Below are 19,780 nucleotides of genomic sequence, written 5' to 3' on the forward strand. Positions count from 1 at the left end.
CCGTGCTGAGAGAGAAGAGAAATTTCGCCCCCTGGCCGGTCAGGGCTCGCGGCCTGTCGAAGATCGGCCGGGCGCTAGGCTGGCGTGCCGTGACGGGCGAGGGCAAGGCTTGGGCCGACGCTTTGGCAGGCCGGGTGGCGCACTGGACGACCGAGCTGTTCGCCCCCCAGGTGCTGGTCATCGCCCTGCCGCCGGTCGTGGGCCTCCTCGCGCGCGGCTGGGCGGGCGCCGCCTGGGGGCTGGTCGCCTCGCTGCTGTGCGGGGGCGTCCCGGCCACGGTGATCGCGCTGGGCGTCCGCGCGGGCCGCCTGGACTCCCGCCACCTGGTGGACCGGTCCCGCCGCACCGTCCCGCTGCTCAGCGCGCTGCTGGCGGTGGTGGCCACCCTGGTGCTGCTGGTGCTGCTCGGCGCGCCCACGCTGCTGGTCGCCACGGTCACCGCCATGCTGGCCGCCCTGGCCGTGACGGTCCCGGTGACGCTGCGCTGGAAGATCTCCTTCCACGCCGCCGTCTCCGCGGGCACCGTGGTGGTCTTCGCCCACGTCCTGCCGCCGCCGCCCACGGTCGTGACCGGCGCGGCGCTGGTGGCGCTGATCTGCTGGGCCCGCGTGCGGCTGACGCACCACACGCCCGCTCAGGTCGTCGCGGGCGCCCTGGCCGGCGTCGGTACGGCCTGGCCCACGCTGGCGGCGTTCGGCCTGTAAAGATCCCTGATGGCTCACAGCCTGGAGGCCGACGGGGGCCGCCAGACCAGCGTGATGACGAAGTACAGCAGCCCGGCCAGCACGAGCGCGATCACCACGCCGATGTTGGCGCTGCCGAACGTGCCCTGCCTGAGCTCCTCGCTCATCAGGAAGCCGACGAGCTTGGCGATGTTCGGGTCGGAGGAGGTGATCAGGCCCAGCCCCACGACCGAGGCGGCGACCAGCGAGATCACCCCGGGCCAGTTCACCGCCGGGCCGCCGGGGCGCAGCAGCCGCTCGTCGTAGCCGCGCCCGCCGTCGCGCCAGCGCCACATGTCCACCAGGAAAACCGCCACCCACGCGGCCATGACCACCCCGATGATCGCCAGGAACGCCTGGAACGTCCACAGGAAGTTGGCCGACACGAACAGCAGGTAGTACCCGGCCAGCACCATCAGCACGCCGTCGACCAGCACCGCGTAGTGCCGCCGGATCGGCACGCCCAGCGCCAGCATCGACAGGCCGGAGGAGTAGATGTCCATGATCGCCCCGGCCAGGAACCCGCCGATGGCGGCCAGCAGGTACGGCAGCAGGAACCACGTCGGCAGCGCCGCCGCCAGCGCGCCGACGGGGTCGCTCCCGGCGTTCTCGGCCAGCTTGGGATCGCCGCCCGCCAGCAGCACGCCGAACACGAGCAGCACCATCGGCGGCACCGCCCCGCCGATCGCCGTCCACAGGGCGACCGACCGCGGCCTGGAGTCCACCGGCAGGTAGCGGGAGTAGTCGGCGCCGCAGTTCACCCAGCCCAGGCCGAGCAGCGTCATGGCGAAGACGACCCCGCCCAGCCACGCGCCCGCGCCGCCGGTGGCCGGCAGGGAGGTGCCGAGCCTGGGCGCCATGAGGGCCATGTAGACGACCGTGAGCACGATGAAGGCGTAGGTGAGGTAGCGCTGCACGCGCATGATCATGGCGTGGCCGTACACCCCGACGACGATCGTCACGAGCGCCGCCACGGCGAAGCACAGGCCCAGGGCGGCGGTGGTGGGCGTCCCGTCGGCCCGGGCGAAGGCGCCGGGGGCGAGGCGCGCGAGGATGGCCGCGCCGCCCTGCGCCGACAGGGTCACCAGGACGGTCTCCCAGCCGACGTTGGAGACGTAGGAGAACAGCGTCGGCAGCTTGTTGCCCTGGACGCCGTACGGCGCGCGGCCCAGCGTCATCGTCGGCACGCCGGTCCTGGCGCCCGCCACGGCCACCAGGCCGACGAGGGCGAAGGACAGCAGGTACCCCAGCGCGCCGGTGAGCACCGCGGGCAGCACGCCCAGGCCGAGGCCGACGATGTAGACGCCGAACGCGACCCCGAACAGCGACAGGTTCGCCGCCGCCCACGGCCACACCAGGTCGAACGGCCTGCCTCGCCGTTCGGCCACGGGAACGGCGTTGATGCCGTTCTGCTCCACGCTGAGTGCCGGGGCGGTGCTCTGCATGATCGGGACGTTACACCTGGGGCTGACGATGGGCCAGAGCCGCCCCCGGCCCCTGGTCACGCAGCGGTGAGCAGCCGCGTGAGCACCCGCGTGCCGAACTCCAGCCCCTCCACCGGCACCCGCTCGTCCTTGCCGTGGAACATCCCGAAGTAGTCCAGGTCCGGCCGCAGCATGAGCGGCGCGAAGCCGTACCCCTTGATGCCGATCCGCGCGAAGGACTTCGCGTCGGTCCCCCCGCTCATCACGTACGGCACGGGCCGCGCCAGCGGGTCCTCGGCCGCCAGCGCCGCCGCCAGCTCGTCGAAGAACGGCGACGGGTAGGGCGCGGAGGGCGCCTCCTCCAGGTTGACGAACTCCCGCGTGATCTTGGGGCCGAGCAGCGAGTCGATCGTCTCCAGGAACTCCTCGCGCAACCCCGGCAGGTACCGCCCGTCGACGTGCGCCTCGGCGGTCGACGGCACCACGTTGACCTTGTAGCCCGCCTCCAGCATGGTCGGGTTGGCCGAGTTGCGGATCTGCCCCTTGAACAGCGCGCCCAGCCCGCCCAGCCGTTCGGCCTCGGCGTCCAGGCGGTCCAGGTCGACGGGCTGCCCGGTGATGTCGCCCAGCGCCCGGATGAGCGCCGCGACCGACGGCGTGAGCCGTACCGGCCAGGTGTGCGAGGCGATCCGCGACAGGGCGTGCACCAGCGTGGCGACCGGGTTGTCCACCGCGGGCCGGGAGCCGTGCCCGGCCACGCCGTGCGCGGTGAGCTTCATCCACGCGGTGCCGCGCTCGCCGACCGCGATGGGGTAGACCCGCACGTCCCCGGCGGCGACGCTGAATCCGCCCGACTCGCTGATCGCCTCGCTCACCCCGTCGAACAGGTCGCGGTGCTCGGCCACGGCGTGGCGGGAGCCGTAGTCGCCCGTGGCCTCCTCGTCGGCCAGGAAGGCGACCACCACGTCCCGCCTGGGCCGCACCCCGCGGGCGGCCAGGTCGAGCACGGTGGCGAGCGTCATCGCGCAGGAGCCCTTCATGTCCACCGCGCCCCTGCCGTACACGCAGCCGTCGACGATCTCGCCGGAGAAGGGGTGCAGGCGCCACTCGCCCGGGTCGGCGGGCACCACGTCGAGGTGGCCGTGGATGAGCAGCGCGTCGGGGGAGTCGCCCTCCAGGCGCGCCACCACCGTCGTGCGCCGGGGCGCCGACTCGAACACCACGGGCTCGATCCCGGCGTCGGCCAGCAGCGTGGCCACGTACTCGGCGGCGGGCCGCTCGCCGGAGCCCGGATTGGTGGTGTCGTAGCGGATGAGGTCGGAACAGATCTCAGCCACGGATTTCACGCGAAACCCCCGAAAACGCGGTCGTAGAAGGCCAGCTCGGCCTCGAGTACGGCGACGATAGTCTCTTCCCTGCGCCAGCCGTGCTGCTCGCCCGGGAAGGTGTGCAAGGTGCACTCTTTGCCATGTTTGGTGAGTTCGGCGGTGAACCGCTCGGCCTGCGCCACGTCCACGATGGCGTCCTCCAGGCCGTGGAACATCAGGCACGGCCCGCTCGCCTGGGCCGCGTGCAACAGCGGCGAGCGCTCGGTGTAGCGGTCGCGGGCGGCGGGCAGCGGGCCGATGAGCCCGTCCAGGTAGCGCGACTCGAAGTCGTGCGTCTCGGCCGCCCAGCTCTCCGGATCGGTGATCGCGTAGTGCGCGACCCCGCACGCGAACACGTCGGTGTGCACGAGCGCCGCGACCGTGGTCCAGCCGCCCGCGCTGCCGCCGCGGACGGCGATCCTGGCCGCGTCGGCCCGCCCGAGCGCCACCAGGCCGCGGGCGACCTTGGCGCAGTCCTCGACGTCGACGACGCCCCACTGGTGGCGCAGCCGTTCCCGGTAGGCCCTGCCGTACCCGGTGGACCCGCCGTAGTTGACCACCGCCACGCCCAGGCCGCGGCTGGTGAAGTAGGCCACCTCCAGGTCCAGCACCGGGGGGCGGCTGCTGGTCGGGCCGCCGTGGACGAACAGCACGTACGGCCGGGTCGAGGCGTCCTGGGCGTACAGGTGCACGTGGACGCCCTCGATGACGGCCGGCTCGGGGACCGGCAGCAGCGACCGGTCGGGCAGCGGCTTGGACGCGGACACCACCGTGTGCTCGCCGTCGTCCAGCCGCACCGCCGTCACCTGGGCCGGGGTGTACGGCGAAGCCGCCACGCCCACCGCCACGCCGTCGGCCGCCGAGACGGTGCCGTACCAGTGGGTGGCCGGGCCGCCGAGGTCGGTCAGCTCGCCGGTGTCCGGATCGAGTACGCCCAGGCGCTTGCCGTCGGCGGTGCCGTAGACGGTCACGAGCCTGGACCCGGCGACGGCGAACCAGGTGCCGCCGAGCTTCCACGGCGCGTCGCCGAACTCCATCGGCAGCGGGGCCAGGTTGCGCCGCCGCCCGTCGAGGGTCACGTGGTGGACGTTCCACCAGCCGGTGGCGTCGGTCACGGCGTAGAGCGAGCCGTCGTCGCGCCACTCGGCCTGTACGACGGATTCGGCGGGCCCGCCCGCGATCACCCGGCGTTCGCCGGGGGAGTCCAGCGGAGCCACGCACAGCTCGGTGCCGTCCCAGGGCATGTTGGGGTGGTCCCAGCCGATCCAGGCGACGTGCCGGCCGTCGGGGGACAGGCGGGGGTTCATGAGGAAGCGGTGCGCCCGCACGAGCACGCGCACCGGGCCGCCGTCGAGCGGGACGGCGACGAGGTCGCGGACGTCCTCGATCTCCCTGACCGCCCACACCTCCTGCCTGCCGGGCGGCAGGCAGAGGTCGGCGTACCGGCTCGGCCCCTCCGGCGTCAGCGGCACCGGCTCGCCGCCCGGGTCCAGGCGGTGGAGCCGCTGGTCGCCCCAGTGGGTGAAGACCAGCCCTCCTCCCGGCAGGGGCCGCCAGGACCGCCCGCCGTACTCGATGACGCGGTTGCGGGCGTTCCAGCCCGGCGGCAGGACGTCGTGGCGGCGGCCGTCGGGCGTCCGGCGCACCACGCACCGGCGTCCGGCCTCGTGGGGGCGCGGCTCGTCCCACCAGACCTCCAGCCCGGCGGGGGTGGGCACGGCCTCCACCCACAGGGGGCTGCCGTCGGTTCTCGCCACGTCGATCGCTCGGATCGTGTCGGGGGTCGTGTCGGGGGTCGTGTCGGGAGTCATCGTCACCATGTGCCGTCGGAAGGGGGAAGGGGCGTCCCGGGCGGGTGGATCACGTACGCGATCCCGCCGCTGCCGGAGCTTCTGAGCCACACGTTCTCGAATGCTGCCCGCGGATACACGCGCCTCACGCCCGAGTCGCCGGGCGCGGCCGGGTCGTTGGCGATCACGTCGCCCTCGCGGGTGAAGCCGGCGACGACCATGATGTGGCCGCCGGTGGAGTACCCGGCGCCGGGCAGCTCGTGCTCCCTGAACGACTGCGAGGTGATCACCGGGATGCCGGCGGCGACGAGCCGCTCCAGCTCACGCAGCGAGCGCAGCCGCGTCACCAGGCCGTCCAGGCCGTAGCGCCCGGCGTAGGCCACGCCGAAGGACCAGTTGCCGGTGCCCTGGTAGCTGTGGTCGTAGGTGCCGCCCGCGGCGTGGTCCACCGCCGGGCAGGGGTCCTGCGGCGGCACCCACGCCAGCTCCTCGGGGCCCGGCCCCCGCCCCCAGTAGGCCATCACCATGGCGAGCGAGGCGGGGCCGCACCAGTTCTGCCCGCCGCCGTCCCACTGCGGGAAGTGCCCGGCGTGCGCCTGCTGCGACAGGCGCGGCACGTCCAGGGCGACGCCGCGGCCCGGTCCGGGAGGGCTCACCGGTACGGCGGAGCGGTACGGCACGGCGGAGGCCATCACGGCCAGCCGCTCGACACGCACGCCCGAGCCGTACATCGTCACGCGCACCCGGTAGGCCTCGACGGGGCGGCGGGCCACGAAGGTGTCGACCGCCACGTCCCCGTCCTCGTCGCCCTGGCCGGGCACCGACGTGCGGTGGACGTCGCCGTCGCCCTCGGCCCAGCGGCCCATGCTGTACCACTTGGTGGTCCGCCCCGCCGCCGTCCTGGCCTGCAGCTCGACCTCCAGCCAGCCGCCCGGCCGGGTGCGCGCGGTCCACGACGCCACCAGCTCGGTGGCGGGGAAGCCGACGGGCGTCTCCTCGCTGGTCCAGCGCAGCGTCGGCCAGGTGGCCGCGCCGTCGCCGAACGGGTCGGCGACGCGGGCCGTACCGGCCTCCAGCGGCTCGGCCACCGTGAAGCGGCGGACGGCCACGCCGGCGAGATCGACGGTGAGCACCAGGCCGATTGTGGCGTGCGGCCAGGTGAAGGGCATCGGACGGTTTACGTACTCCCCGCGGAGTAGGCCACGCGCCTCCCGCCGTGGGATGTCCCCGGCCGCGGCCGGGACCAGGGTGTGGCCATGGAGCTCTTGAGACTGGTGCTGCTGTTCCTCCACCTGGCCGGGTTCGCCGCGCTGCTGGGGGGCTTCTTCCTCCAGATGCGCATGAAGCAGCCGCAGGTCGGCAGCTACATGATCGGCGGGGCGGTCGGGCAGGCCGTCACCGGCGCGGCGCTCGTCGGCGTCCGCTACGCGCTCGACCTGCCGGTGAGCAACCCCAAGATGGGCGTCAAGTTGGGGCTCGACCTCGTCCTGCTCGTGGTGGCGATCGTGGGCGTGCGGCAGGGGGCGCGGGGGCGCCGGTCGTTCTACGCCGCGGGGCTGCTCGCCGCCGCTGCCGCCGCCGTCGCGGTGTTCTGGCGGTGAGAGACAGGGGACCGCTGGAAGCCGGCCCCAGCCTCCGGTCCCCGGCCCCCGGTCGCCGGTTGGCGGTGGCCGGCTGACGGCAGCCGGTTGGCGGTGGCCGGCCGACTGTCGGTCGCGATCTCTATCGTCGCGGCCATGACGAACGCGGTACAGGCGTACACCTACGCCGGACCCTCCACTCTCGACGGATCGCGGTTAGGGCTGTCGACCTCCGGCGGCCGGGCGCTGTCCGGGCCCCAGGCGCACCCCAGGTTCTTCAGCGGGCTGGTCACGCAGGCGGCGCCGGCCGCCGCGTGCCTGCTGGCGCTGGCCGACGTCGCGATGACCCGCTACCACCAGCCCCGCCCCACCTGGAGCCGCGACCCGGTGGTGACCTGCGACGGGCGGCGGCTGCGCCTGGAGTCCTTCTCGGCCTGCGGCGGCGTCTACGCCCGGCTCGACCTCGACGCGCTCGACGGGGAGGTCCTCGACCGCGGCACCACCAACGTCGACGTCAACGGCCCGCTGCGGGAGGCCCTGGCCAGGGTCGGCGGCAAGGACCCGCTCCACCTCGGCGTCGGCCCCGACGAGCTGGCCGTCACCACGCTCGACGGCGCGGTCGTGGAGAAGAAGGTGCCGCTGCCCGACCGCTGGCTGCGCGGCTTCGCCGAGGTCCAGGTCATCGCCGCCGGGTTCGACCTGCGCGCCGAGCTGGCCGGACCGCACGCGGTCCGCTTCCTGCGCGGCCTGCCGCGCCGGGCGGGCGCCGCCGTCTGGGTCGCCCCGGCCGGACGCGAGCTGCGCGTCGTCTCCGGCCCGCGGCCCGGCGCGGTGTGCCTGTCCGGGACGGGCCGCCTGGCCACGCTGCTGCCGCTGCTGCGCTTCGCCAGGAGCCTGCGGGTGTACGGCCCGGCCGCCCCGCGCGAGCGGGAGGCCTCCGCCTGGGAGCTGGAGCTGCCCGGCATGCGCTACACCCTCGCGATCTCCCCCGAGCCCTGGCGCGGCTTTTCGGGCGAAGGCGCGGTGCTCGGCGACCTGGCGACCGACGAGGCCGCCGCCGACGCCGACGTGGTCGGCATGCTGCTCAACTACGAACCGGCCGTCGAGCTCGGGCTGCTCGCCGACCGCTCCGGGCTGCCGGTCCCGCGCGTGCGCGCCGCCCTCACCCAGCTCGGCACCGCCGGGCGCGTCGGCTACGACCTGCACGAGGCCGCCCATTTCCACCGCGAGCTGCCCTACGACCGTGACCGGGTGGCCGAGCTCAACCCCCGGCTGACCGCCGCCCGCGCGCTGGTGGAGGCGGGAGCCGTACGGCTGGCCGGAGACCTCGCGGAGGTGACCACCGACGGCGGCGTGCGACGGGTACGGTTCGCGGACGGCTCGTGCACGTGCCCGTGGTGGTTCGACCACCGGGGGTCGCGTGGCCCGTGCAAGCACGTGCTGGCGGCCCAGATCGCCGCTCGCGCCGTGGTGGAGGTGACCGCGTGAGCGCTTGGGAGGCGGTGCGCGAGGCGATCCGTGTCGGCGACGTGGCACGGACGGCGGACATCGTCATGGCGCTGGACGAGGCCGGGCGCCGGGAGGTGGCCGCCGAGCTGCCCGGGCACATCCGCCCTGCCAGGGACGCGGCGCACGAGCGGATGCGGCGGACACAGGAGCAGATGGAGCAGCACGGGGAGGCGGCACGCCGCGAGTTCATGCGCGCCGCCGTCGCCTCGGGCGAGACGGAGGAACGCGCGCAGCAGCTGTGGTGGTCCAGCGCGCAACACCGCCAGGTGTGGGAGAACCACCAGCGGATCTGGAGAATCCGGGACTCGTGGATCGAGCCCATGCGCGTCGCGGGGGCGGGCACGATCGGCGGGGCCGCGGCCGTCGCCTCGTGGCTGCGGCGCCGCGAGTTCCGCCCGCTGCCCGGCAGCTTCAGCCTCCTCCTGCGGGTCATCGTGGCCCGGCCGCCGGAGTGGCAGGCCGACCTGGCCGTCCGGCTGGCCGCGCGCCTGCGGCCGACCAGCGTGCGCGACGAGGACGCGACCCTGGCGCTGGCGCTGCTGCGCCGTAGCAAAGCCGTGCCGCCCGAGCACGACCCGCTCGTCGTCGCCTGGGTCGCCGCCGGCCCCGGACACTCGCTCGCCGACGACCCGCTGCTGGACCACCTGCTGCCCCGGCTGTTCCAGGCCGAGGGCGTGGGCAGGCAGCTGAGCCACGAGCCGGTCGGCCCCGACTACCGCGGCCCGTGGCTGTCGGCGCTGCCCCGGCTCGCGGCGGAGGGCAGGGTCGAGCGCCGCGTGCTGCTGGAGGGCTGCGTCAGCCGGTTCCTGCGCGGCGGCGACGCCACGAGCCTGCGCTTCTTCGCCCGCCTCCACGAACTGCTCGACCCCGCGCCGGACGAGATCGATGCCCGCAACTACCTGCGGCTGCTGCCCGCCGCGCCCGGGCCGGTCGCCGAGCTGGCGCTGCGCCATCTGCGCCGCCTCGGCACGCTGACCGAGGAGCAGACCGCCGAGGCGATCGAGGCGCTGCTGCACCGCGCGGAGAGCAAGCTGGTGCGGGCCGGGCTGAGCTGGCTGGACCAGACGGCCCGCGCCGCGTCCGGTGACCTTGATCACCTGGCGCCCGCGCTCGGCTCGGCGTTCGTCAGCGAGTCGCCCCAGGTGCAGGAGCGCGCGGTACGGCTGGCCGGCAAACACGCCGGGCGCTTCACGCCCGTCGGCGCCGAGGCGGTCCGCGCCTCGGCCACGGTGCTGCCCCCCGACCTGGCCTCCCGGCTGGGGGATGCATTCGGCGAGGTGGAGGTGGACGAAGGGGACGGTTTCGTCCCGGGCGAGCTGCCGGACTTCGGCGAGCCGCAGGCCGTCTCCCTCACGCCTCTGGGCGAGGCGTCGCTGCTCGTCGGATACGGACACTTCACGGACGGCGTCGCCTTCGAGCGCTGGCTGGCCGGTTTCGTCGCGGCTGTCGCGCGGGGCGGGCTGCGCGACGCCGCCCTGCCGGGGCAGACGTGGCTCTACGGCCGCAGCGAGTGGGGCGAGCCGTCGGAGTGGGCCGAGGCGCTGCTGCGGGAAGCCGTCCGGCAGGCCGGTGGGTTGCGGTCGCCCGTCACGCATCGGTTCTGGGTCGACATCGGCGAGGGCTCCTTCGAGGCCGACTTCGGCCGGCTGCCGGAGAAGTGGCGCTCCCACATCATCACGCAACTGACGGAGGAGGGCGTCCCGCTGGGGAACCTGGAACATGCGGTGGTGGGCGAGCCGATCGAGGGTGAGATCCGCGGCGTCGCCAGGTCGACGGAGGGATGGCCGCGCGGCTACGAGGAGGGTCCTTGCCCGGATCGGCTCCCCAGCCCGGCGTCGGTCGCGGCCCCGCGCTTCGTCATGCTGCGCCGGTGCGCCGAGCTCTACGCCGCGCTCAAGAGCGGGGCGCTTCCGCCGTACCTGCTGGCCACCCCCACCCGCGCCGACGGCATGCTGGACGTCGGCGAGCTGGTGGCGCGCCTGGAGGGCTACGAGCGGGCAGGCGTCCGCCCCCTCGACGCCGACCTGCAGCAGGCCCTGCTCCGGCTGCCCCGTGAGGTGGCCGGGGAGGACGTCGCGAAGGCACGCGCGCTCGGCTCAGAAGCGGGCGCCACGCTGGTCCGCTGGCTGGAGCGCCGGCCACGGCCCTCGACGCGCGTCGAGTGGATCGGCGACGACCGGGGGCCCTGGCCTCCGTTCCGCTCGCGGATCCAGGCACCGGCCACGGGCCTGGACCTGGCGGACCTGCTCCTGGCCGATCCGCCGGTGGAGCTATGGAATAGGAACAAGGAACACCTGGGCGGCTGGCCGCTGGTCACGCCCGCCGACCCGGACGTGGCGGCGATGCAGCTGGTGCCGTACCTGCTCGACCACTGGCGCCGTCCGGAAGCCTTCCACGACGACGTCGCGGCGTTGCTCGACCAAGGCGGCCCGGGGACCGAGGGGATCGCCCTGTTGCTCGCCTGGCTGCTGGCCGAGCGGGAGTCCTCGCAGGGGCGGGAGCCCGGCGTCTCGCTCCTGCTGCGCGCCGTCGCGCGGCGCAGCCTCCCGGCGGCCGAGTGCGGGCGGCAGCTCGGAATGCTGGTGCGCCTGGGCTCCGGCAGGCTCCGCGACGTGCTGGAGTCCCTGGAGGAGTGCGCTTGGCAGGGCGCGCACCGCGAGGTGTGGCAGATCGTCGCCGGGCTGCTGCCCGTCTACCTCCCCGAGCCGGGCGGGCGCACTCCGGGCACACGCGGGCGCTCGGCTTCGCCGTACGGGCGGCGCGATGGGCGGACGCCCGCGGGGCGATCCCGGCGGTGGCCGAGATCGCCGCGCGCAAGGGCTCCAGCGGCGTCATCCGTGAAGCGCGGCGGCTTCACGAGCTGCTGGAAGGTGTCACAGGTAGAGGCCGGTCGGCTCCCTGACGGCGGCGGGGGCCACAGCCCGGTGGGCGCGCAGGGCGTACAGCTCGGCCAGCGTGGCGCCCTCCGGGCCGACGCCCTCGCCCGTGCCGAGCCAGCGCACGGCCTCCTCCCGGCTCAGCGGCCCGACCTCGATCTGGGCCAGGCAGCGGCCCGGGCGGACCACCGCCGGGTGCAGGCGCGTCAGGTCCTCGTTGGTGGTGATCGCCACCAGCACGTCGCGGCCCTGGCCCAGCAGGCCGTCGGTCAGGTTGAGCAGGCGCGACAGGCCCTGTCCTGAGGCCGCCTTGGCGCTCGCGCCGATCAGCTCGTCGCAGTCCTCCAGCACCAGCAGCCGCCAGCGGTCGTCGTCGTGCCCGACGGCGACCTCCATGAGGTACCCGGGGCTGCCGAACAGCTGCTCGGGGTCGAGCACGCAGTCCACCTGGCACCATTCGCGCCACTTGCGGGCCAGCGTGCGCAGCAGCGTGGTCTTGCCGGTCCCGGGCGGCCCGTGCAGGAGGACGAGCCGGCCGGCGACGTCGCCGGGCCGCAGGGCCATGAGCCGCTCCAGCCGGGCGCGCGCCGCGGCGGTGTAGTTGCCGCTGATCTCGGCCCAGGGCTGGGCGGTGACGGGCTTGTCCGAGCGGTTGCCACCGTGCCGCGCCCGCCACCAGAACCCCATCTTGACGTGCTCGGCCTCGGGGTCGGGCTCCTCTGCGCCCTCGGTCGCCTCCTTCAGCACCGCCCGGGCCAGCTCCTCGGTGACGGCCGTGACCCCGACGGTGGCGCTCCGCCCGCGGTGCCGTACGGCACGCAGCGTCCACCCCTCGCCGCACACCAGCCGCGCCTCGGAGCCGTCCTCGACCTTGGCGGTGCGCACCACGGTGCCGTGCGCGGGATACAGCGTCGCCTCGGGACGCACGCGCTCGAGATCGGCCTGCCGGTACCACGGCTGGACGCCGGTCGCGAACGGCGACAGGGCGAGGGCGTCGATCACGTCGAGCGCGGAGTCGGCGTCGTCCAGCCACACGGTCATGGGCAGCGGGCCGGGCGTCGCGCCGGTGCGTGTCTGGTCGGCGGAGAAGGCCACCTCCTTCATGACGGACATGCGTTTCATGATCCGCGAGCATGCCGGACATGTCCACGGAATATTACGATCCGCGACACCGCGAGGCCGGGCGGCTCAGGAGGACTTCTTGAGAATGCCCTTGCTCTGCCCCATCACGAAATTGGCCTGGTAGTCCAGGGTGATGGCGTTCTTCCTGGTGAGCTTGATCGTCGGATTGGTGCCCAGCAGGTCGAACCCCACGCACGTGCCGCCCAGCCCGGTGAGCTCGAAGATGAGGGCCGACGTCGAGTAGCCGGTGAGCACCAGCTCGCCCTTGCTGCAGCCGGCGTCCTCGCCGGGCGACTCCCAGGTGCCCTTGGACCGGCCGGCCGCGAGCGTGATGGTGACGGGCTCGTCCTCGAAGGTCTTGCCGTCGATGGCCCTGCTGTCGGCCGTGCCCTTCCAGGTGCCCGCGAAGGCGGCCGGGATCTTCAGGTCTCCCTGCTGTCCCGCGTCGGCGGGCTGACTGCTCTCGTCCTCCGACGGCGACGGCGACGGGCTGGGCGGGGTCTCGGTCGGCTGCCGGCCGGCCGCGGGGGAGGAGGCGGCGACGGTCCTGGTCGGCTGGTCGTCTCCGGGCGACGGGTCGCGGTTCAGCCACAGCACGACGCCCGCGGCCGTGGCCGCCAGGGCCACGGCGACGGCCGTCGCGACGATGGGAGCGCGGCGTGACGGGGGGCGCGGTGGCGGCACCGTCGAGTTGGCCCTGCTGCCGGGATCGGTCCAGGCGCCGTGACCCCCGTGAGGAGGCGCGCCACGAGGGTGGCCTCCAGGGTGGGACACCGGGTGGGGCGGGATCGTGCCCGGCGAGGCGGCCACGGGGGTGGCCATGGGCGCGGCGGCCTGGGGGTTGACCAGCGCCACCATCAGCTCCTTGGCCGAAGGCCGCCGCGCCGGGTCCTTCGACAGCGCGGCCCCGATGATCCCCCGCAGGCGGGGCGGTAACGGCGACAGGTCCGGCTCGGAGTACAGCACCCGATGCATCACCGCGGGCACCGTGTCCGCCCCGAACGGGCTGGAGCCGGTCGCCGCGTAGAGCATCGTCGCGCCCCACGCGAAGACGTCGGAGGCGGCCGAGGCCGGGGAGCCGTTGATCTGCTCGGGCGCGAGGTAGGCGGGCGTGCCGATCAGGCCCGAGGTCATCGTCGCCGCCCCCTCGGCGCGGGCGATGCCGAAGTCCACCACGCGCGGCCCGTCGGGGCCCAGCAGTACGTTGCCCGGCTTGAAGTCGCGATGCACGATCCCGGCGGCGTGGATGGCCGCCAGGGCGGTCGCCGTCCCCACCGCCAGGCGTTCCAGCTCGCCGCCGTGCAGCGGTCCCCGCTCGAAGACCCGCGTGGCCAGCGACGGGCCGTCGACGTACTCGCTGGCCACCCACGGCCGCGGCCCGTCCGTGGAGACCGCCAGGACGCGGGCCGTGCAGAAGGACGCGATGCTCTCCAAAGCCTGCAGCTCCCGGCCCAGCCGCGCCCGCGTCTCGCGATCGCCGCTGGACAGCAGCTTGACCGCCACCCGCTCGCCGACGGGGTCGAACCCCAGGTACACCACGCCCTGGCCGCCCTCGCCGAGGCGGCCGGCCAACCGGTAATCGCCCAGCTGCGGCGGGTCGTCCGGTTCGAGTGGGAAGACCATGGCCGTTACGGTACATGTCGGGAAATAGCCCGGTACCGTATGACCCTGGTGATCCACGAAGTGTCAGCGCCCACATGGAGGTTTCGGGGTGTCCAGGGCGAGCTTCCGCGAGCGTGTGCGGTATTGGTTCGACAACACCATGGCCAAGGGAACGGCGGCGCTGGTCGGCTGGCTGTCCCTGGTGTCACTCGCGCTCATCGTGGTGGTGGCGGGGCTGACCCTGTGGCTGGCGCCGGGCGAGCCGGCTCCCGGCATGAGCGCGGGGGAGGTGCTCTGGCTCGCCCTCATGCACGCCATGACACCCAGCAAGATCGCCAGCGACAAGGGCAGCGTGCCGTTCATGGCCGTCATGTTCATCGGCTCGCTGGGCGGCCTGTTCATCGTCAGCATCCTCATCGGCCTGCTGTCCAACGGGCTCAAGGCCAAGGTCGACCGGCTGCGCCGGGGCCGCTCCCGCATCGTCGAGCGCGGCCACACCGTCGTCCTGGGCTGGTCCGACCAGGTCCACACCATCGTCGGCGAGCTGGTCAAAGCCAACGCCAGCCAGCGCGGCGCGGTCATCGCCATCCTCGCCGACCGCGACAAGCCGACCATGGAGGAGGAGCTACGCGAGCGCCTGGGCGACACCGGCAGGACGCGGATCGTCTGCCGCACCGGCCGGCCCACCGAGCCGCGCGACCTGGAGCTGATGAACCTCGGCTCGGCACGTTCCATCGTGGTCCTCTCACCCGAGGGCGAGGACCCCGACGCGCACGTGGTGAAGATCCTCCTGGCGCTCGCCAAGCGCGCCGGCGTCCACCCGCCCGTCGTGGCCGCCCTCGCCTCCAGCCGCAACCTCGCCGCCGCCCGCCTGGCCGGCGGCCCGGCCGTCCACCTGGTGGACTCCGACGACACCGCCTCCCGGCTCATCGTCCAGTCCTCCCGCCAGTCCGGCATGTCGGTGGTCTGCATGGACCTGCTGAACTTCGACGGCGGCGAGATCTACCTGCGCACCGAGCCGGAGCTGGTCGGCAGGACGTACGGCGAGGCGCTGCCGGCCTACCGCACGGCCACCGTCATGGGCCTGAGCCGCCCCGGCGGGGTCACGCTCAACCCGCCGATGGACACCGTGATCGACAGCGGCGACCAGATCGTGCTCATCGCCCAGGACGACTCCGTGATCCGGTTCGGCGGCGAGCCGCCCCAGCCGGTCGACACGGCCATCGTCACCGCCGAACGCCGCAGGCCGGAGCCCGAGCGGACGCTCATCCTCAATTGGAACGGCCGCGCCGAGCAGATCATCCGCTACCTCGACGGCTACGTCCCCGCCGGCTCGCTCCTGGAGATCGCCACCGACCACCCCAAGGCCGGGGTGGACCTCATGGCGCTGGAGAACCTCAAGGTCAACGTCAAGGACTGCGACACCACCGACCGGTACGCGCTGGAGGCGCTGGGCCTGGGGCTGTTCGACCACGTCATCGTGCTGTCCGACGACCGCTACTCCCCGCAGCACGCCGACACCCGCACGCTGATGACGCTGCTGCACCTGCGCGACATGCAGCAGGCTCACGGCCAGCGGTACTCCATCGTCAGCGAGATGCACGACGAGAGCAACCGCGCGCTCGCCGAGGTGACCGAGGCCGACGACATCGTCATCAGCGACACCGTCATCGGCCTGCTGCTCGCCCAGCTGGCCGAGAACCGGCACCTGGCCGAGGTGTTCGGCTACCTGTTCGACTCGCGCGGCTCGGAGATCTACCCGCGGCCCGCCGCCGACTACGTCCAGCCGGGCGCCGAGATCAACTTCGCCACCGTCGTGGAGTCGGCCCGCCGCCGCGGCGAGACCGCCATCGGCTACCGCCTGGCCACCCAGCTCAACACCCCGCCCCATTACGGCATCGTGCTGAACCCCGACAAGACCGCCAAGCTGACGCTCGGCCGCCGTGACTCCGTCATCGTGCTCGCCGAGCGCTAGACCCTCCCACGGGGGGAGACCCCAGGCTGGTGCCGTGATCCTCCATGACGTCTCCGCGTACGGCACGCGGCACTGCGAGACCAGCGCCCTGGGGGTGCTGCTGCGCCACCAGGGCCTCGACCTGTCCGAGCCCATGCTGTTCGGCCTGGGCTCGGGCCTCGGCTTCGTCTACTGGCAGGGGTTCCTCGGCGGCCGGGTCAAGCCCCTCCACCTCACCAGGAACCTGGCCGAGCGGCTCGGCCTGGAGCTGACCGTGCGCGAGACCTCCTCCCCGCGCAAGGCCTGGCAGCAGGTCCGCGAGGAGATCGACGCCGGCCGCCCGGTGGGCCTGCAGCTGGACAGCTTCCACCTGGAGTACTTCACCACCAAGATCCACTTCGGTGGGCACGTCGTCGCCGTGTACGGCTACGACGACCGCCGGGCCTACCTGGTCGACACCGACCAGCAGGGCGGCGCGGTCACCACGAGCCTGGAGAGCCTGGCGGCCGCCCGCGCCGAGCGCGGCCCGATGACGGCGCGGAACCTGTCCTTCACCCTCGCCGCGCCCCGCCCCGTGCGGGTCGAGGACGCGATCGGCCCCGCCATCCGCGCGAACGCCGCCGGCTTCCTCGCCGCGCCCATCTCCAACCTCGGCCACCGCGGCATCGCCAAGGCGGCGGCGCGCGTCGCCGAGATCACCCCGCAGACCGGCGTCCTCATGGAACGCGGCGGCACCGGCGGCGCCCTGTTCAGGAACCTGTACCGGGACTTCCTCGCCGAGTGCCTCACGATCGCCGACGATCCCGCGCTGCGCGCCGGGCACGCGATGTACGCCGAGATCGCGCCGCTGTGGAGCGAGGCGGCGGCCCACATCGAGCGCGGCGAGCCCGACAGCGCGGCGGCGATCCTGCGGGAGCTGGCCGGCCGGGAACAGGCCGCCATGGAGACGCTCAGCAAGGTGACCCTGTAGAGGTACGGTTCACAGGTGAGCCAGCGCACCATCGACTGGGTCGACGGCGCCGTCGAGCTGATCGACCAGACGCAGCTGCCCGACCGGCTCGTGGTGCTGCGCATTACGACCGTGGACGACCTGATCGACGCCATCCGGCGGCTGGCCGTGCGCGGAGCGCCCGCGCTGGGAGTGGCGGGCGCGCTCGGCGTGGTGCTGGCCGGCGGCGACGCCGAGGCCGTCGCCCGCCTGCGCGCCGCCCGCCCCACGGCCGTCAACCTGGCCTGGGGCATCGACCGGGTGCTGGCCCATCCCGGCGACCCGCTGGAGGCCGCGCTCCGCATCCGCGACGAGGACGTCGCCGCCTGCCACGCGATGGGAGCGCGCGGCGCCGACCTCATCGAGGGCGACGCCCTGCGGATCATGACGATCTGCAACACCGGCGGCCTGGCCTGCGTCGAGCGCGGCACCGCCCTGGGCGTCGTCCAGACCCTCCACGAACGCGGCCGCCTGGCCGAGGTCCTGGCCCTGGAGACCCGCCCGCTGCTGCAGGGCGCCCGGCTCACCGCCTGGGAGCTGGACCGGATGGGCGCGCCGTACCGGCTCGTCGTCGACTCGGCCGGGCCGTACCTGCTGACCACGGGCGTGGACGCGGTCCTCGTCGGGGCCGACCGCATCGCCGCCAACGGCGACACGGCCAACAAGATCGGAACCTACGCCCTCGCGCTGGGCGCCCGCCGCGCCGGGGTGCCGTTCGTCGTCGTGGCCCCCGAGTCCACCATCGACCCCGCCACCCCCTCCGGCGACCACATCGCCATCGAGGACCGCGACGCCGAGGAGGTGCTGACGCTCCGAGGCGTACGGCTCGCGCCGCCCGGCGCCAAGGCGCTCAACCCCGCCTTCGACGTCACGCCGCACGACCTCATCTCGGCCATCGTCACCGAAAGTCGCGTGATCCGGCCCTAGACGGGTGATCCGGTCCCGGGCCGATACCGATTTCGGCGAATTCCCCATGCTCTCCGCACATCCCGGGTTACGCTCGGCTATCACGGCACGAGGGGAGCGCGCCATGGCCATCGACCTGGTGTTACGGAGCGAGTGGGGCGCCCGCGCCCCGAGGGGCAGCTACACCCAGCTGGAGTCCACGCGCGGTGTGAAGGTGCACTACACCGGCGGCCGGGTGGACCCGGCGACCGTCTCCGACCACGCCAAGTGCGTGGCGCTGGTCAGGTCCATCCAGAAGCACCACATGGACGCCAACGGCTGGATAGACATCGGCTACTGCGTCGATGAGGAAACGGAGATCCTCACCCAACAGGGGTGGAAGTCCTACAGAGACCTGCGGGTCGGCGACCTGGCGCTGACCCTCAACCACGAGCTCGGTGTCTCGCAGTGGCAGCCGGTGCTCGAAGTGTGCGTCTTCCCGCGACAGCAGCGGGAGCTGGTGCTGATGGAGGGCACCTCCCACTCGTCCCTGACGACACCCGACCACCGCTGGCCGGTGGAGCGCCTGTATCGCAGGATGGGAGGCGATGGGCGCAGAAGCCTCGCCTCGTATGAACGGCTGTGGGTGACGACACAGACGATCGGGTATTGGGATCGCATCCCGATCGCTGCGCCGTGCGCGGATCTGCCTTCTGAGCCGAAGTGGTCCGACGCCTTCGTCGAACTGGTGGCGTGGTTCTGGACCGAGGGACACGTCATGACGCTTCGGGGAGGCAGAAGGTCCACGAGCGTTGCCCTCTATCAGTCGGTTAAGAACTCCACCTACGTCGCGCGTATTCGCGCCGCGCTCCGGGAGGTTTTCGGGCCGCCCGCGGAGAGCTTCCCGCGCAGAGGAAGGCAGACCGACGGCGTCCCACGTTGGCGTGAATCCGTCAACCGGCACCTCGTGGAGTTCCATCTCTCCGCGGATGCGGGCAGACGGCTGCTCGAAGCGGCACCAGGCCGAGTGCCGACTCACTCCTTCCTCCTGTCGCTGACGAAGGCTCAACTGTCTCTCTTCATCGAGACTTCCCTCGCAGCCGACAACGCGGGCGACGGCATCCTCGCCCAGAAGAACAGGGCGGCCGCCGAGGCGTTCATGTTCGCGGTGCTTGTAAGTGGCAGGGCCGCTTCGTTGCGACCCCGGCCACCGACCAATTCGTGCAAGAGCACTATGTGGCAGGTCACCATAAGAAAGAACTCATACTTCTCGCCACGGTCGGCCGCGCAGCGCCAAGCCAATTTCGTGATCAAACCTCTCCGCTACGACGGCGAGATCTGGTGTCCCCGTACGGAGAACCAGTCCTGGCTGGCCCGCCGCCGGGGAACGGTCTACTTCACCGGCAACACCTACATCGCGTGCCCGCACCGGATGGTCTTCGAGGGGCGGGGCCCGCTCCATCTGCCGGCCGCCAATGGGGCGGGGCTCAACGCCGGTCACTACGCCGTGCTGGGCCTGGTGGGCAACTCCGGGCTGGTCCAGCCGCCCGACGGCCTGCTCCACGGCGTCCGCGACGCCATCGAGCACCTGCGGCAGCACGGCAACGCCGGCAGCGAGATCAAGGGGCACCGCGACGGCTACCCGACCGACTGCCCGGGCGAGCCGCTGTATGCGTGGGTCAGGCGCGGCGCGCCCCGGCCCGGCGGCGGGACGGGCGGAGCGCCGCCGTTCCCCGGGCGGCTGCTGAAGTACCCGCCGGTCATGCGCGGTCAGGACGTGCGCACCTGGCAGGCGCAGATGAGCAGGCGCGGCTGGAACATCGCCGTCGACGGCGCCTACGGGCCCGACTCGCGCGACGTGTGCCGCCGCTTCCAGCGCAACCAGGGCATCGCGGTCGACGGCGTCGTCGGGCCGGTGACGTGGCGGCTGGCCTGGGAGGCTCCGCTACCCTGAGCCCCGA

Annotated in this window: 13 protein-coding genes and 1 pseudogene; 8 read left to right on the top strand and 6 right to left on the bottom strand. The window is 73.4% G+C overall.

Features of this window, described 5'->3' with window-relative positions; all coding sequences use genetic code 11:
- Nucleotides 1-2 precede the first annotated feature (2 nt).
- Complete coding sequence (locus tag BSB02_RS10205) at nt 3-704, top strand: phosphatase PAP2 family protein (protein ID WP_240506325.1); 702 nt, start codon at nt 3-5, stop codon at nt 702-704.
- 14 nt (nt 705-718) lie between these two features.
- Here BSB02_RS10205 and BSB02_RS10210 read toward each other — a convergent pair whose 3' ends face one another.
- From BSB02_RS10210 to BSB02_RS10225, 4 genes are read right to left on the bottom strand one after another with little or no spacing between them, the layout of a single operon-like run.
- Nucleotides 719-2,167 carry a purine-cytosine permease family protein gene (locus tag BSB02_RS10210; RefSeq protein WP_084958479.1) on the bottom strand — a complete coding sequence of 483 codons (1,449 nt, stop codon included), beginning with the start codon at nt 2,165-2,167 and terminating at the stop codon, nt 719-721.
- A 56-nt stretch (nt 2,168-2,223) separates the two neighbouring features.
- Nucleotides 2,224-3,492 carry a M20/M25/M40 family metallo-hydrolase gene (locus tag BSB02_RS10215; protein ID WP_084958480.1) on the bottom strand — a complete coding sequence of 423 codons (1,269 nt, stop codon included), beginning with the start codon at nt 3,490-3,492 and terminating at the stop codon, nt 2,224-2,226.
- Nucleotides 3,489-5,324 carry a dipeptidyl-peptidase 5 gene (locus BSB02_RS10220; RefSeq protein ID WP_084958481.1) on the bottom strand — a complete coding sequence of 612 codons (1,836 nt, stop codon included), beginning with the start codon at nt 5,322-5,324 and terminating at the stop codon, nt 3,489-3,491. The genes BSB02_RS10215 and BSB02_RS10220 overlap by 4 nt, the downstream gene beginning before the upstream one ends.
- A 2-nt stretch (nt 5,325-5,326) precedes the next feature.
- Complete coding sequence (locus BSB02_RS10225) at nt 5,327-6,436, bottom strand: C39 family peptidase (RefSeq protein ID WP_240506326.1); 1,110 nt, start codon at nt 6,434-6,436, stop codon at nt 5,327-5,329.
- 123 nt (nt 6,437-6,559) lie between these two features.
- Between BSB02_RS10225 and BSB02_RS10230 the strand changes: the two genes are divergently transcribed.
- The 3 genes and pseudogenes from BSB02_RS10230 to BSB02_RS43860 all read left to right on the top strand — a co-directional run.
- Nucleotides 6,560-6,904 carry a hypothetical protein gene (locus BSB02_RS10230; RefSeq protein ID WP_084958483.1) on the top strand — a complete coding sequence of 115 codons (345 nt, stop codon included), beginning with the start codon at nt 6,560-6,562 and terminating at the stop codon, nt 6,902-6,904.
- A 135-nt stretch (nt 6,905-7,039) separates the two neighbouring features.
- Nucleotides 7,040-8,371, top strand: coding sequence for an SWIM zinc finger family protein (locus BSB02_RS10235; RefSeq protein WP_084958632.1), 1,332 nt, complete (start codon nt 7,040-7,042; stop codon nt 8,369-8,371).
- Nucleotides 8,372-10,251: 1,880 nt separating this feature from the next.
- A pseudogene (locus BSB02_RS43860) lies at nt 10,252-10,479 on the top strand (DUF7824 domain-containing protein); the annotation flags it as partial.
- A 786-nt stretch (nt 10,480-11,265) separates the two neighbouring features.
- Here BSB02_RS43860 and BSB02_RS10240 read toward each other — a convergent pair.
- Nucleotides 11,266-12,381: a DUF5925 domain-containing protein gene (locus BSB02_RS10240; RefSeq protein ID WP_240506327.1), complete on the bottom strand. Its 1,116-nt coding sequence runs from the start codon at nt 12,379-12,381 to the stop codon at nt 11,266-11,268.
- Nucleotides 12,382-12,456: 75 nt separating this feature from the next.
- The gene (locus BSB02_RS10245; RefSeq protein ID WP_084958484.1) at nt 12,457-14,013 is read right to left on the bottom strand and encodes a serine/threonine-protein kinase; all 1,557 of its coding nucleotides are present in this window, start codon (nt 14,011-14,013) and stop codon (nt 12,457-12,459) included.
- 88 nt (nt 14,014-14,101) lie between these two features.
- Here BSB02_RS10245 and BSB02_RS10250 point away from each other — a divergent pair, with 88 nt between their 5' ends.
- The 4 genes from BSB02_RS10250 (at nt 14,102) to BSB02_RS42105 (ending at nt 19,773) form a co-directional block, all read left to right on the top strand.
- Entirely contained in the window at nt 14,102-15,967 is a 1,866-nt protein-coding gene (locus BSB02_RS10250; protein WP_084958485.1) for a CASTOR/POLLUX-related putative ion channel, read from the top strand.
- A 34-nt stretch (nt 15,968-16,001) separates the two neighbouring features.
- Nucleotides 16,002-16,916, top strand: coding sequence for a BtrH N-terminal domain-containing protein (locus tag BSB02_RS10255; protein ID WP_084958486.1), 915 nt, complete (start codon nt 16,002-16,004; stop codon nt 16,914-16,916).
- 15 nt (nt 16,917-16,931) lie between these two features.
- Nucleotides 16,932-17,861 (top strand): S-methyl-5-thioribose-1-phosphate isomerase, encoded by a 930-nt coding sequence (gene mtnA, locus BSB02_RS10260; protein WP_084958487.1) that lies wholly within the window; start codon nt 16,932-16,934, stop codon nt 17,859-17,861.
- Between the two features lie 103 nt (nt 17,862-17,964).
- Complete coding sequence (locus BSB02_RS42105) at nt 17,965-19,773, top strand: peptidoglycan-binding protein (RefSeq protein ID WP_240506328.1); 1,809 nt, start codon at nt 17,965-17,967, stop codon at nt 19,771-19,773.
- Nucleotides 19,774-19,780: the final 7 nt, after the last annotated feature.

The organism is Thermoactinospora rubra, from assembly GCF_002093975.1.
GTDB classification, from domain to species: Bacteria; Actinomycetota; Actinomycetes; order Streptosporangiales; family Streptosporangiaceae; genus Nonomuraea; species Nonomuraea rubra_A.

Coding starts and splice junctions, on each gene's coding strand:
- BSB02_RS10230 (WP_084958483.1), top strand. CDS start 6,560: ATGGAGCTCTTGAGACTGGTGCTGCTGTTCCTCCACCTGGCCGGGTTC.
- BSB02_RS10235 (WP_084958632.1), top strand. CDS start 7,040: ATGACGAACGCGGTACAGGCGTACACCTACGCCGGACCCTCCACTCTC.
- BSB02_RS42105 (WP_240506328.1), top strand. CDS start 17,965: ATGGCCATCGACCTGGTGTTACGGAGCGAGTGGGGCGCCCGCGCCCCG.
- BSB02_RS10240 (WP_240506327.1), bottom strand. CDS start 12,381: ATGTCCGTCATGAAGGAGGTGGCCTTCTCCGCCGACCAGACACGCACC.
- BSB02_RS10210 (WP_084958479.1), bottom strand. CDS start 2,167: ATGCAGAGCACCGCCCCGGCACTCAGCGTGGAGCAGAACGGCATCAAC.
- BSB02_RS10245 (WP_084958484.1), bottom strand. CDS start 14,013: ATGGTCTTCCCACTCGAACCGGACGACCCGCCGCAGCTGGGCGATTAC.
- BSB02_RS10220 (WP_084958481.1), bottom strand. CDS start 5,324: ATGACTCCCGACACGACCCCCGACACGACCCCCGACACGATCCGAGCG.